The 13,894-nt window shown below is 71.5% G+C and carries 11 protein-coding genes; 3 read left to right on the top strand and 8 right to left on the bottom strand.

What is annotated here, in order from left to right; all coding sequences use genetic code 11:
* Window positions 1-144 precede the first annotated feature (144 nt).
* Both uvrA and AMY39116_RS0325200 read right to left on the bottom strand, forming a co-directional pair.
* Window positions 145-3,000: an excinuclease ABC subunit UvrA gene (gene uvrA / locus AMY39116_RS0325205; RefSeq protein ID WP_017981962.1), complete on the bottom strand. Its 2,856-nt coding sequence runs from the start codon at window positions 2,998-3,000 to the stop codon at window positions 145-147.
* Window positions 3,001-3,054: 54 nt separating this feature from the next.
* Window positions 3,055-4,314, bottom strand: a complete 1,260-nt coding sequence (locus AMY39116_RS0325200; protein ID WP_020420396.1) for an acyltransferase — start codon at window positions 4,312-4,314, stop codon at window positions 3,055-3,057.
* Between the two features lie 114 nt (window positions 4,315-4,428).
* On the opposite strand from AMY39116_RS0325200, the gene AMY39116_RS0325195 reads away from it, so the two are divergent.
* Window positions 4,429-5,106, top strand: coding sequence for an MBL fold metallo-hydrolase (locus tag AMY39116_RS0325195; protein ID WP_020420395.1), 678 nt, complete (start codon window positions 4,429-4,431; stop codon window positions 5,104-5,106).
* 232 nt (window positions 5,107-5,338) lie between these two features.
* A complete protein-coding gene (locus AMY39116_RS0325190) occupies window positions 5,339-7,318 on the top strand; it encodes a UvrD-helicase domain-containing protein (RefSeq protein WP_020420394.1) in 1,980 nt (659 codons plus the stop codon).
* Between the two features lie 27 nt (window positions 7,319-7,345).
* Here AMY39116_RS0325190 and AMY39116_RS0325185 read toward each other — a convergent pair whose 3' ends face one another.
* The 6 genes from AMY39116_RS0325185 to AMY39116_RS0325160 all read right to left on the bottom strand — a co-directional run bounded on the left by AMY39116_RS0325185 (window position 7,346) and on the right by AMY39116_RS0325160 (window position 13,070).
* Complete coding sequence (locus AMY39116_RS0325185) at window positions 7,346-7,840, bottom strand: flavin reductase family protein (protein WP_235716220.1); 495 nt, start codon at window positions 7,838-7,840, stop codon at window positions 7,346-7,348.
* Between the two features lie 2 nt (window positions 7,841-7,842).
* On the bottom strand, window positions 7,843-8,151 hold the full coding sequence (locus AMY39116_RS0325180) for an EthD family reductase (protein ID WP_020420392.1): 309 nt from the start codon (window positions 8,149-8,151) through the stop codon (window positions 7,843-7,845).
* 18 nt (window positions 8,152-8,169) lie between these two features.
* Window positions 8,170-9,393: a styrene monooxygenase/indole monooxygenase family protein gene (locus tag AMY39116_RS0325175; protein WP_020420391.1), complete on the bottom strand. Its 1,224-nt coding sequence runs from the start codon at window positions 9,391-9,393 to the stop codon at window positions 8,170-8,172.
* Between the two features lie 14 nt (window positions 9,394-9,407).
* Window positions 9,408-10,838 carry an aldehyde dehydrogenase gene (locus tag AMY39116_RS0325170; protein ID WP_020420390.1) on the bottom strand — a complete coding sequence of 477 codons (1,431 nt, stop codon included), beginning with the start codon at window positions 10,836-10,838 and terminating at the stop codon, window positions 9,408-9,410.
* Window positions 10,839-10,917: 79 nt separating this feature from the next.
* Window positions 10,918-11,850: a helix-turn-helix domain-containing protein gene (locus AMY39116_RS0325165; protein WP_020420389.1), complete on the bottom strand. Its 933-nt coding sequence runs from the start codon at window positions 11,848-11,850 to the stop codon at window positions 10,918-10,920.
* A 20-nt stretch (window positions 11,851-11,870) separates the two neighbouring features.
* Complete coding sequence (locus AMY39116_RS0325160) at window positions 11,871-13,070, bottom strand: styrene monooxygenase/indole monooxygenase family protein (RefSeq protein ID WP_020420388.1); 1,200 nt, start codon at window positions 13,068-13,070, stop codon at window positions 11,871-11,873.
* Window positions 13,071-13,135: 65 nt separating this feature from the next.
* On the opposite strand from AMY39116_RS0325160, the gene AMY39116_RS47620 reads away from it, so the two are divergent.
* Entirely contained in the window at window positions 13,136-13,816 is a 681-nt protein-coding gene (locus AMY39116_RS47620; protein WP_020420387.1) for an IclR family transcriptional regulator, read from the top strand.
* Window positions 13,817-13,894: the final 78 nt, after the last annotated feature.

Raw genomic sequence — 13,894 nt, 5'->3', positions numbered from 1 at the left:
TCCGGCGGTGTCCGGCGAGCCAGGAGCGGATCGCCGCCCACGACGGTCACCAGCCGGGCGCGGTGCCGGTGCGCCCGGCACCGCACTGTCCGGACGCGGCCGGGAACGCGCCGCGCGGCTGGCCGGCCGCGCGGCGCGCCCGATTCAGTTCAGCAGTTCCTGCAGGAACTTGCCCGTGTAGCTGCCTTCGACCGTGGCGACGTGCTCCGGTGTGCCCTCGGCGACGACGGTGCCTCCGCCGGAGCCGCCTTCCGGGCCCAGGTCGATGACCCAGTCGGAGGTCTTGATCACGTCGAGGTTGTGCTCGATCACGATCACGCTGTTGCCCTTGTCCACCAGGCCGTTGATGACGCCGAGCAGCTTGCGGATGTCCTCGAAGTGCAGGCCGGTGGTCGGCTCGTCGAGGATGTACACCGTCTTGCCTGTCGAGCGCTTCTGCAGCTCGGACGCGAGCTTCACGCGCTGCGCCTCGCCGCCGGACAGCGTCGGCGCGGGCTGGCCCAGCCGCACGTAGCCGAGGCCGACGTCGACCAGCGTCTGCAGGTGCCGGTGGATCGCCTTGATCGGCTCGAAGAACTCGGCGGCCTCCTCGATCGGCATGTCGAGGACGTCGGAGACCGTCTTGCCCTTGTAGTGCACCTCGAGCGTCTCGCGGTTGTACCGGGCGCCCTTGCAGACCTCGCACGGCACGTACACGTCGGGCAGGAAGTTCATCTCGATCTTGATCGTGCCGTCGCCCGCGCACGCCTCGCAGCGGCCGCCCTTGACGTTGAACGAGAACCGGCCCGGCTGGTAGCCGCGCACCTTCGCCTCGGTGGTGGCCGCGAACAGCTTGCGCACGTGGTCCCACACACCCGTGTAGGTCGCCGGGTTGGACCGCGGCGTGCGGCCGATCGGCGACTGGTCGACGCGCACCAGCTTGTCCACGTGGTCCAGGCCGCGCACGCGGGTGTGCCGTCCCGGCACCTGGCGGGCGCCGTTGAGCTTGTTCGCCAGCACCGTCGCAAGGATGTCGTTGACCAGCGTCGACTTGCCCGACCCGGACACGCCGGTGACCGACACCAGGCAGCCCAGCGGGAACGACACGTCCACGCCGCGCAGGTTGTGCTCCCGCGCGCCGACCACGGTCAGCTGCCGCTTCTTGTTCGCCGGCCGCCGGATCGCCGGCACCGGGATGACCTCCTGCCCGGACAGGTACTGGCCGGTCAGCGACTTCTTGTTCTTGAGCAGCTTCGCGAACGGTCCGCTGTGGACGATGTGCCCGCCGTGCTCACCGGCGCCGGGGCCGATGTCGACCACCCAGTCGCTGGCGCGGATGGTGTCCTCGTCGTGCTCGACGACGATCAGCGTGTTGCCCAGGTCGCGCAGCCTGGTCAGCGTGTCGATCAGACGGCGGTTGTCACGCTGGTGCAGGCCGATCGACGGCTCGTCCAGCACGTACAGCACGCCCACCAGCCCGGACCCGATCTGGGTGGCCAGCCGGATGCGCTGGGCCTCACCACCGGACAGCGTGGCCGACGCGCGGTCCAGCGACAGATAGTTCAGGCCGACGTCGAGCAGGAAGCGCAGCCGCGCCTGGATCTCCTTCAGCACCGCGCCGGCGATCATCGCCTCGCGCTGCCCCAGCTTGAGGCCGTCGAGGAACTCCGAGGCCTCCTCGATGGACAGGGCGCACACCTCGGCGATCGACCGCTCGCCGCGCTCGGCGTGCTCCAGGGTGACCGCGAGGATCTCCGGCTTGAGCCTGCTGCCCTGGCACGCCGGGCACGGCACCTCGCGCATGTAGCCCTCGTACCGCTCGCGCATGTACTCGGACTCGGTCTGGTCCAGCCGCCGCTCCAGGAACGGGATGACGCCCTCGAAGCTCGCGTAGTAGCTGCGCTGGCGGCCGTAGCGGTTGCGGTAGCGGACGTGGACCTGCTCGTCGACGCCGTGCAGGACCGCCTTCTGCGCCTTCGCGGGCAGCTTGCGCCACGGCGTGTCCATGCGGAAGCCGATGGTCTCCGACAGCGACTCCAGCAGCCGCTGGAAGTACTCGGCGCTCTGCCCGCCCGACCAGGGCGCGATCGCGCCGTCGGCCAGCGACAGCTCGTCGTCGGGCACCACCAGCTCCGGGTCGACCTCCTTGCGGATGCCGATGCCGGTGCACTCCGGGCACGCGCCGTAGGGCGAGTTGAACGAGAACGAGCGCGGCTCGAGGTCCTCGATGGCCAGCGGGTGGCCGTTCGGGCAGGCGAGGTTCTCGGAGAACCCGCGGATGCGGTGCGGGTCGCCCTCCGGCAGGTCGACGAACTCCAGCTCGACCAGCCCGTCCGCCAGGCGCAGCGCGGTCTCGACCGAGTCGGTCAGCCGCTGCTTCGCCGAGGACTTGACCGTCAGCCGGTCGACCACGACGCCGATGTGGTGCTTCTCCTGCTTCTTCAGCTTCGGCGGGTCGGTGAGCTGGTACACCTGCCCGTCGATGCGCGCCCGCGAGTAGCCCTGCTGCTGGAGGTTGCTGAACAGGTCGAGGTACTCGCCCTTGCGGCCGCGCACGACCGGCGCGAGCACCTGGAACCGGGTGCCCTGCTCCATGGCCAGCACCTGGTCGACGATCTGCTGCGGGGTCTGCTTGCTGATCGGCTCACCGCACTGCGGGCAGTGCGGCTTGCCCGCGCGCGCGTAGAGGAGCCGGAGGTAGTCGTAGACCTCCGTGATGGTGCCCACGGTGGAGCGCGGGTTGCGCGAGGTGGACTTCTGGTCGATCGACACCGCGGGCGACAGGCCCTCGATGAAGTCGACGTCCGGCTTGTCCATCTGCCCCAGGAACTGCCGGGCGTACGCCGACAGCGACTCCACGTACCGCCGCTGCCCCTCGGCGAAGATCGTGTCGAAGGCCAGGCTCGACTTGCCCGACCCGGACAGGCCGGTGAACACGATCAGGCTGTCCCGGGGCAGGTCGAGGTCGACGCCGCGGAGGTTGTGCTCGCGCGCACCGCGAACAACGAGGCGATCAGCCACGGATGAGGTCCCTTCCCTGGAATGTGACGGCCGGATCAGCCAGCCGCATCCATGCTAGGACGACCCACCGACAGAAACCGGAGCCGGACCGGTCGGCTCCTCGCGGACGAGGTCGTCCGGAGCCCTCCGGGGCGGCGGCGCGGTGGCGCCGCGCGGCGTGGTCAGCCAGCGGTGGGCCGGCCGTTCGACGAACTTCGTGAGCAGCCACCCGGCGCCGATCGCCGCCCCCAGCACGAGCGGCAGCCGCGCCCAGCCCGGCAGTCCCGCGAGTTGCAGCGCCTTGGCCAGGATGTAGCCCAGTTCCTGGTGCAACAGGTACACGCCGTAGGAAATTCCGGCGAACCAGCCGATTACCGGCGCCAGCGGGCGCAGGAACGTCCAGTCCGGGCCCTTCGCCGCGGCGCACACCAGGACGAGCACCAGCGCGAACCCGATGATGGAGGGCAGCCGCGACGGGTCCGTGGGCAACGCCACGTGGAACGGGTAGAGGTGCAGGTCCTGCGCGGCGACGACGGCGGCGAGCAGCAGCGCCAGGTGCGGCGTGGACAACCGGTCGCGCGACCAGAGCCACACCGCGACGCCGGCGGCGAACGCGTGCAGCCGGTGCAGCCCGAACCCGAAGACGACGGCGAACGCCCACGGTGAGGTGTTCGTGACGCCGAACACCCAGAACCGCAGGACGAGCGGGACGACGACCATCGCCCAGGCGAGCAGCTTCGCGTGCCGCGCCGCGTGCGGCGACCGGAACCAGGGGGTGCGCGACCACAGCAGCGCGGCGCCGGCGAAGACCATCAGCTGGACGGGCAGCGTCCAGTAGGAGCCGTCGAGCCAGATGAACCCCTGGTGCCAGCCCTGGATCATGGTCAGGTTGACGAGGAGGTCCCAGCCGACCGGCACGTACCAGGAGCTCGCCCAGGCCACGCCGTCGGTGGTGGGGCCGAACAGCTTGTCCCACCAGTGGCTGCCGAACTCCTGGCCGTTGAACGAGGCGTCCGCCCAGCGCATGACGAAGTAGGTCAGCAGCACCGCGACCAGGTACGGCGGGACGAGCCGGGCGGCCTTCTTCCACATCCACCGCCCGCTGTCGCCGCGCCGGACGGTCTGGCACACGAAGAACGCGGAGACGACCATCAGGATCGCGGCGCCGAACTGGGCGGTGACCTTGACCGGGTAGTCGTTCAGCTCGGTGTGGGCCAGCGGGCCCTGGTGGGTGATGTGACCCAGCATCACGGCCAGGACCGCCAGGACGCGGACGGCGTCCCAGCTGATGCGGCGGGTGCTGGCGCGGGGGTTCTCGGGGAGGAAGCTCGGCACGTCTCGGGGCGTCTCGCAAGATCGGGTTCGGGGACGCTCGGAGCCTACGTTACCGATCCGAGACCAACCTGAACGGGTGGAACGCGATGTGGCGCGGCGACTACGGTTGGCGGCGTGAACGTCGTAGAGGACTACACCGGCCACGTGGAGCCGGGCGGGGACGCGGCCCGGCGCGTGCTGGACCGGCTGGCCATCACCAAGCTGTCGGTCGGCCCCATGGACAACAACGCCTACCTGCTGGTTTGCCGCGGGCAGAACGAGGCGCTGCTGATCGACGCCGCGGCGGACCCGGAGCGGATCTCGGACCTCATCGGTCACGGGCCGGACCGTCCCGCGCTGCGCACGATCGTGACGACCCACCAGCACGCCGACCACTGGCAGGCGCTGGGCGCGGTGGCGGGCGCGTACGGAGCGAACACGGCGGCTCACCCGTTGGACGCTTCAGTGCTGCCGGTCCCCCCGGACTTCCTGGTCGAGGACGGCGACACCCTCACGGTGGGTGACTGCACACTCGAGGTGATTCACCTGAGGGGGCACACTCCGGGCTCGATCGCGTTGTTGTACCGCGACACGGACGGCAGCACGCACCTCTTCACGGGCGATTCGCTGTTCCCCGGCGGCGTCGGGAAGACGAACTCGCCGGAGGACTTCCAGTCCCTGCTGGGCGACGTGGAGACGCGGGTGTTCGGCCGGCTGCCGGACGAGACGTGGTTCTACCCGGGCCACGGGGACGACTCGACGCTCGGCGCGGAGCGGCCGAAGCTGGCGGAGTGGCGCGAGCGCGGTTGGTGATCGCCCGACCGCTCTTCATCGGACAGATGAGGGGCGCGTCCCCGTCGGCGCGCCCCTCGTCCCCACGGTGGGCCGCGCCCAGCCGGCAAGCGGCCGACTTCGCCCGCCCGGAACGTCCGCGCTCAACCCGGACATTCTCCTGCGCCATCCGAGTGAAGCCTCGAGATTCGAGCGCTGACCAGCGCGCAGCGTAATAGCGTGCATGCGGTAAGTGGCGACTTCGGGAGAACGCGTGAACCTGAGCAAGCACGCCGAACGCCGCGTGTATCAGGAATCGGTCCGGTTGCTGGAGTCGAGCTTCCCCCGGCTCGATTCCCTGCCGCGCAGGGTCCTCGGCGCGCTACTGGCCCGCACGGTGGGAAACGCGCACCTCTTCGTCCGCGAAGACCTGCACGAACGTGCCGGGAACAGGCCCGACGCGTTCCTCATCAACGCCAACGGCATCTTTGCCCTGATCATCACTGAAGAGCGCGTGCGCGAGCAGACCGCGCGGACGGTGTTCCGCTACGCCGAAGAACGCTGCGCGGGCATTACAGACCAACGTGGACGAGTCGTGCCGGTCAGCGCGATTCATCCAGTCATCGTCGGCCCTGGGACGGGCGCGGGGCGAACGGCCCGGGCGGCCGGGCCGCACTGGTCGCTGCCGGAGACCGACCTCGCGCGGTTGTTCCGCCGCGAAGACGCGCACCTCACCCGGCGTCAGGTGCACGTCGTCGCACGGCAGGCGGGGGATCTCCTCTCCGGTTACGCACGCCTGGCGGTGGACCCGCCGGAGGCGCGGCCCGAGACCGCCGGTCTGCTCGATGCGGCGAGCCTCGCGGAGAACGAGGTCGAAGCGGCGCAAGCACGCCCCTTCGACAGCTGGCTGACGTTCCTGCACCCGCACCAGCACGCGATCGTGGCTCGCGACTACAACGGGCCGGCCAGAATCAGCGGTCCGGCCGGAACCGGGAAGACGGTGGTGGTGCTGCACAGGTTGCGCCGCCTCGCGCGGAACAGCACCGGGCCGCTCCTGTTCAGCACGTTCGTCCGGAACCTTCCCACCGTGCACGCGGCGTCCTTCCGGCGGCTCGCGCCCGAAGTCGCCGAACGCGTCGAGTTCCTGCATCTGCACGCCTGGCTTCGACGCTTCCTCCAGTCCCGTGGACGTGCGGTCCGGGTCAGCACCCGCGGCATCAACACGGCCTTCGCCCGTGCCTGGACGGTGCACCGCGCGAGCCTGCGGGAGCTCGAATCGTCGATCGACTACTGGCGGGCGGAGGTCGATCGCGTCATCAAAGGCCGAGGGCTGACCACGTTCGAGGAATACCTCCACGCTCCCCGGCGAGGCCGGAAACTGCGGCTGGACGCGCGCCACAAGGAGCTCGTCTGGGAGCTCTACGAGACCTACCAGGCCAAACTCTCCGAGCGCGACCTGCACGACTACAACGACATGATCCAGCTCGGGGACGTCGAACTCCGCCGGGAGCCCCTGGCCCAGGGCTACGCCGCGATCGCCGTCGACGAGGTGCAGGACATCACCCTGACCGGGCTCCGGCTGTTGCGACGTCTGGCCGGTGATGGACCGAACCGCTTGTTGCTCGTCGGCGACGGGCAACAGCAGGTCTACCCGGGCGGCTGGCGGCTCTCCGACGCAGGCATCCCGGTTCAAGGACGAGGTGAGGTCCTCCGGGTCAACTACCGCAACCGCAGGGGTGTGCTCGACTTCGCGCGGGGTCTGGACGCGACCAACGAGGTCGACGATCTCGACGGCGGGCCGGGAGTCGTTCTCGGCCAGGTCGAGGCGATCAACAGCGGAGGTGAGTGCCGGTCCTGGTCCGGCCCCGCCGCCGAGCTTCCCGCCGCGCTACTGGAACAGATCGCGACGATGCCGGCGCCGCTCGGGCAGACCGCCCTGATCGTGTTCCACCACCGGGACCTTGTTCGGTGCCGGAAACTCCTGCACGAGGCCGGAATCGCGACCCTGCCCCTCGAGGACTACACCGGCGCCCCCGACGACCGGCTGAAGATCGGCACCGTGCACCGCGCGAAAGGACTCGAGTTCCGCGCAGTCCTGGTGGTGCAGTTCGACGGCGGGGACAGGCCGAGCAGCGCTGCGCGAGAGGAATCCACCGAGTTGCGGAACAGGCAGCGTCTTGTGGCCGCCACGCGGGCACGGGATTTCGTGTGGTGGGGCAGCGTCTGCGAACCCACCGCCGGAACCGCCGGCTGAAACGTCAAGCCCAGCCGGCGGTCCCGCTCAGTAGAAGAACACGTCCTCCGTCAGGCCGGCGTGCAGTGTCCGGTACGAGCCGGTGTAGAAGAGCAGCGGCGCGCCGTCCCGGTAGGCCAGGTGCTCGACCTCCCCGAGGAACAGCGTGTGGTCCCCGGCGGGGTGGCGGTCCACGATCCGGCAGCCGATGAACGCCAGGCCGCCGGGGACGAAGTCGTACGCGCCCTCCGACGTGAACTCCACCGACAGGGACGGGCGCCCGCCGAAGTGGCGGGACACCTCCTCCTGCTCCGCGGACAGCACGGTCACCGCGTACCGGTCGCCCGCCTCGAGGTGCCGCGCCATGGTGCAGGCGCCGAGCGACACCAGGATCAGCGGCGGGTCCAGCGACACCGACAGGAACCCGTTCGCGGTCATGCCGTGCACGTGCCCCTCGGCGGTCCGCGTCGTGATCACCGTGACCCCGGTGGCGAACCGGCCCATCGCCGTGCGGAACCGGCGCGGGTCGGTCGCCACGCCCACGGTCACGAGCCTTCGACGGGCGCGTAGTGCAGGATCTGCGCCCCGCCCGTCGCGTAGTTCGGCACGTCCCCGGCCACAGCCTGGCCCTGCTCCGACGACATCGCCGCGGCCATCGCCTCCGCCGAGTCGAATTCGCCCTCCCAGATGGCGAAGTACGGGCTCTCCCCGCCCATCGCGGCCACGTCGAAGCTGTACCGCATGGCCCGCAGGCCGGGCAGCTGCGCCGCGAGCGGCAGGTGCGTGCTGACGTAGTACTGCTTGAAGTGCTCCGGGTCCGCGGGCGGCGGGTACAACACGGTCAGCCGGTACATGCGGAAAAACTCCCTTCCTCAGGCCTTCGCGTGGCGGGCCAGGAACTCGTGCGTGCGCTCGGCGGTGGCGAGGATGCGCCACTGCCGGTCCGGGTAGTCGAAGTTGTTGGTGAACTCGTCGGCGATCGCCTTGTCCGCGTGCATCGCGCCGAACAGGCGCAGCAGGTGCTCCGGCGGCGGGCCGATCATCAGGTTGGTCCAGTTCGCCGCGCCCAGCACGACGTCGGCGCGGCGTGCGGCCACGTCCTGGCAGAACAGCTCGTCGAACCCGTAGTCCTCCAGGATCGCCTGCCCGGTCACCCACGCGGAGTGCGACGCCGAGTTCGCGCCCTGCCCGACGACCGGGTCGACCACGGTGTGCACGTCGCCGATCGCCAACGCGAACTTGCCGTTCGGCAGCTTCGCGTAGTCCTGCCGCACGGTCGGCGTCAGCGCGCCCTGCAGGATGTCCAGCGGGCCGGTCAGCGCGAAGCTCGCCGGGTCGACGCGTTCGAACGTCTGCGGGTGGTGCTTGGCGAGCTTGTCCAGCACCAGCCGCTCGTACGCCTTCGGGTCGGCGTCGTAGGACTGGCGGCCGAGGATCTCCAGGTCGCCGCCCGGCACGTTCTCGAACAGCAGCGCGGTGGTGAACCCGTCCTTGCCGTACATCGGGATCTCCAGCAGCTCGCCGTGCCCGGGCGAGGCGCTGATGGTGACGCCCTTCGGCTCCGAGTAGGTGATGCCCTGGTAAAGGCCGACGGACAGGATCCGCTGCGGCCCGTCATACGGGCTCAGCTCCGGGCGGCGCGGGAACAACGCGGCGAACGCACCCCGACCGGCGGCGACGACGAGCAGGTCGTGCCGGTCGGCGATCGGCTCGATGTCCTCGGCCTGCAGCGTCCGGACCTCCAGCCGCCCGCCGCGCTCCTCGAACGCCTCGGTGAGCTTGGGCAGGTAGAGGCGGTAGTCGACGGCGCTGGACCACTCGGCGAAGTCGCCGCGCCAGGACATCGGCTCGGGACCACCGACGTAGTGGTGGTGGCAGGAGTAGCCGTACTCCTCCACCGGCCAGAAGTCGATGCCCAGCTCGCGCTCGCGCTTCAGCGTCGGCGCGTGGTGGGCGACGCTGTTGAGCAGCCGCCCGCCGGCCAGCTGGGCCGCGGTCTTGTCGGTGTAGATCGTCACCGGGACGTCGTGCTCGCGCAGCAGCAGTCCCAGCTGCAGGCCGGCGATCCCGGCGCCGATGATGCCGATGTTCGGCATGGTCGCTCCTCTCCTCACAGGTGGGTCCAGACGCTCTTGATCTCGGTGTACAGCTCGATGGCGTGCCTGCCCATCTCGCGGCCCCACCCGCTGGACTTGAACCCGCCCCACGGCGCCGCCGCGTCGACGGGGTTGGGCATGTTGATGAAGACGGTGCCGGCGCGGATGGCGTCGGCGAGCCGGTGCGCGGCGCTGAGGTCGCGGGTCCACACGGACGCGGCGAGGCCGTATTCGGTGTCGTTGGCGCGGTGCACCACTTCGTCGGTGTCGTCGAACGGCAGCACCGCGAGCACCGGGCCGAAGATCTCGTCGCGGGCGACGGCCATGTCGTCGGTGACCCCGGTGAGGACGGTCGGGCGGTAGAAGTAGCCGTCGCTGCCGGTGGTTTCGCCGCCGGTGGCGATGCGGGCGCCCTCGGCCGCGGCCTTGCGCACGGCCGTGTCCACAGCGGACAGGTGGTCGGCCGAGACGAGCGGGCCCAGCTGGGTCGTGGGGTCCAGGCCGGGGCCGATGACCATCTTCTCGGCGGCCCGCGCGAGCCGGTCGCCGAACTCGTCCACCAGGGAGCTGTGCACGTAGAACCGCGTGTAGGCCGCGCACACCTGGCCGGAGTTGAGCAGCGCGCCCTGCAGGCAGCCCTGGACCGCGGCGGGCAGGTCGGCGTCGGGCAGGACGACGGCGGGCGCCTTGCCGCCGAGTTCCAGCGACACCCGCTTGAGGTTGCCCGCGCTGCCGCGGACGATCTCGCGGCCGACGTCGGTGGAGCCGGTGAACGACACCTTGTCCACGTCCGGGTGGTCCACCAGGGCGCGGCCGGCCTCCGGGCCGCCGGTGAGGACGTTGAGCACGCCGGCCGGGACACCGGCGTCGACCATCAGCCGCGCCAGGCGCAACGTGGTGAGCGGGGTCTGCTCGGCGGGCTTGACGACGACGGTGTTGCCGCAGGCGAGCGCCGGGGCGAGCTTCCAGGACGCGATCATCAGCGGGAAGTTCCACGGCGTGATGAGCGCGCACACGCCGACCGGCTCGCGGCGGGTGTACTGGAGGACGTCCGGGACGGACACCGGCGAGGTCTCGCCCTCGATCTTGGTGACCCAGCCCGCGTAGTAGCGGAAGTGCTCGGCGGCCGCGGCGACCGACACGTTCCGCGCGATGCCGATCGGCTGCCCCTGGTCGCGGGTCTCCAGCGCGGCCAGTTCGTCGGCGTGCTCGTCGATCAGGTCGCCGACGCGCCACAGGATGCGCGCGCGGGCGGCGGGGCTGAGGCGGCGCCACGGTTCGAACGCGGCGCGGGCAGCGGCGACGGCACTGTCCACATCGGCCTGCCGCGCGTCGGCGACCGTGCCGATGGGCCGCGCGGTGGCCGGGTCGACGGTCTCGAATACGCCTCCGCCCGCTGCGGCCGTCCACTCGCCGCCGATGAGCAGTTGCCCGGTCAGGTTCATGGGACCATCCTGCGCGGCGCGGCCCTGCCGGTCTTTCCCTCAGGCGAACGCTTCTTGACGATTCGCGAACGGCCGGGCGTCAGGACAGCGCCTGGGCGCGGAACTCCCGAGGGCTGAGCCCGTACGCGGCCTTGAAGGCGCGGCTGAAGTGCGCCGCGTCCGGCAGGCCCCACGCGGCGCCCACCGCGCTCACCGGGCGGGTCAGCTCCGGCCGGGACAGGTCGCGGCGGCACTGCTCCAGCCGCCGGGTGCGGATCCAGCTCGCGACACCGGTGCCCTGCTCGGCGAACAGCTTCTGCAGGTACCGGGTGGAGATGTGCAGCGCGGCGGCGACCGAATCCGGGCACAGGTCCGGATCGGACAGGTGCGTGTCGATGTAGGACTGGGCCTGCAGGACGAGCGAATCCGGCGCCGCGCCCGCTTGTTCGGTCAGCAGCGCGGCCAGCAGGTCCAGCACGGCGTCGGCCAGCGGGATCGGCGACGCGGCGCCGCCCAGCTGGCGCACCAGCCGGCGGAACAGCGGCGACAGCAGCGAACCCGGCTCGTCGTCGCCGCGGATCGGCTGCCCCAGTACCTGCCGCGCTCCCCCGGCGCCGAGGCGCAGCCGCTCGCGCGGGAACATGAACACCGCCATCGAGGTCGGCTCGCCGAAGGCCAGCGTGTAGGGCCGGTCGGTGTCGTACAACGCGAAGTCGCCTGGCCCGAGCAGCGCCTCCCGGCCGTCCTGCACGAGCAGGCAGCTGCCCCGCACCTGCAGGCCCAGCTTGTAGTAGCCGCGTTCGCTCGCGCCGATCATCGCCTTCGTGCGGCGGACGCGGTGCGGCCCGGCGTCCACTCTGGACACCAAGGTCGAGCCGAGGCGGTCGATGCGCACCTCGCCGCGGAACGACGGCTCCGGCGCGGCCGCCTCCAGCGGCACGAACGCGTCGGAGATGACGTGCCGCCAGTAGTCGACGCTCTCGCCGCCGGGCGCCGCCCGCGTGCTCAGGATCTTCGTCGCTGTGTGGACCACGTTGTCCTCCGCTCTCCCGGTCAGCTTCCGTCGAGGAACGCCCGCACCCGGCGCCGGGTGGCCAGCGCGCGCCACTGCCGGTCCGGGTGGTCGAAGTTGTCGGTGAACTCGTCCGCGCGGCGCGGGTCGTCCGCCAGGCCCCGCCACAGCTCGCCGAGCCACGGCGGCGGGTCCAGCACCAGGTTCGTCCACGCCGACGCGCCCAGCAGAACCTCCTCGCGCGCCCGCGCGACCCGGCGGCAGAACACCTCGTCGTAGACGGTTTCGGCGGCGATCTCCGCGGCGACCACGGCCGCGCTGTAGGCGGCGATGTTCGCGCCCTGCCCCATCACCGGATCGACGACGACGTGGGCGTCGCCGAGCGCGAGGGCGAACCTGTCGTCGCCCAGCGACAGGAAGTCCTCCCGCACCGCGGGCGTGACCGCGCCCTGCAGCAGGTCGCGCGGATCGGTGAGGGCGAAGTCGCCGAGCAGGCGCTCGGCCGTCGCGGGGTGGTGCTCGTGCAGCTTCTCCACCACGGTCTTGCGGAACAGCGCCGGGTCCTCCGCCGGGGACAGCTCGTTCAGCACCGCGAGGTCGCCGCCCGGCACGTTCTCGAACAGCAGCGCGGTGACCCGGCCGTGCCGGGACACCAGCGGGATCTCCAGCAGCTCGCCCTGGCCCGGCGCGACGCCGATGGTGACCGCGGCCGGTTCGGCAGGCGCGATGCCGGTGTACAGACCGGCGCACACCAGCCGGCGTGGCGCGTCGTGCGGGCTGTGCTCGGGGCGGCGCGGGAACAGGCCGCTCAGCGCGCCCCGCCCGGACGCGACGACGAGCAGCTCGTGCCGCCGGGCCAGCGCGCCCAGGTCGCGCGGGCCGGCCTCGCGCACTTCGACGTGCCCGCCGCGCGCGGCCAGGTCCTCGGCCAGCCGCGGCAGGTAGAGGCGGTGGTCGACGGCGCACGACGGGTGGGTGAACCGGCCGGTGAAGCGGAGGCCGCCGATCCAGTGGTGGTGCGCCCGGTATCCGAACTCCGCCGCGGGCCAGTGGTGCACGCCGAGCGCCCGCTCGCGTTCCAGCAGCGGGTGGTGGTGGGCGACCGTGTTGAGCAGCGGGCCGGCGGCCAGCTCGTCGAAGGGCCGGTCGGCGTACAGCGTGACCGGGACGTCGGCGGCACGCAGGGCCAGGCCGAGGTGCAGCCCGGCGATGCCCGCCCCGACGATGCCGACCGTGGTCACGACGCTGTCCTTACTCTATTATCGAGCAGAGAGTTCTATTTCTGAGAGAACAGTACGAGGGCGGCATGGCAGAAGGCAAGGTCGTCGGAGGCGCGGGGCTGCAAACACTCGAACGGGGGCTGGCCGTGCTCGAGGCCGTCGCCGAGCACGCCCCGTGCACGACGGCGACGATCGCCGAGGTCACCGGCCTGCACCGGTCGATCGCCTACCGCGTCCTGTGCACGCTGGAGGCGCACGGCTACCTGCAGCGCGACGCGGCGGGCCGCTACGAGGTGGGTCTGGCCGTGCTCACCGTCGCCTCGGCCGTGCGCTCGGATCTGCAGTCGCTGGCGCACTCCGCGCTCACGCCGGTCGCCGAGGCCACCGGGACCGTCGCGTTCCTCGCCGTCCCCCACGGCGAGGAGGCGCTCACGCTGGTCACCGTCGAACCGCCGGCCGCCGCAGGCCCGGTGTCCTACCGGCCGGGTGTGCGCCACCCGATCACGCGCGGCGCGCCCGGTCTCGCCCTGCTCGCCGCGCTCCCGCCGCGCCCGAACGAACGGCCCGAGGTCACCCTGGCCCGCGAACTGGGCCACGTGCGCACCACCGGCGAGGTGCTGCCCGGCATCGGCGCGCTGGCGGTGCCCGTCTCGCTGCGGGCCGGCCGCGTGGCGAGCGCGTGCGTGCTGTTCGTGCCCGGCCGCCTCGACGAGGAGGCCGCGCTGACCGGCCTGCACGCCGCGGCCGCCCAGCTCGCCGGCCGCTGACCTGGGCGCCTCGCAGAAGTGGTGCCGCGGGGGTAGCATCGGGCCTGCGGTTGAGCAGGTAGCCGTCTTGACGTATCC

The sequence above is a fragment of the Amycolatopsis sp. ATCC 39116 genome, from assembly GCF_000231075.2.
Taxonomy (GTDB): domain Bacteria; phylum Actinomycetota; class Actinomycetes; order Mycobacteriales; family Pseudonocardiaceae; genus Amycolatopsis_E; species Amycolatopsis_E tucumanensis.
The sequence above is the reverse complement of the archived record's forward strand: the minus strand, read 5'-3'. Positions and strand labels throughout refer to the sequence as shown.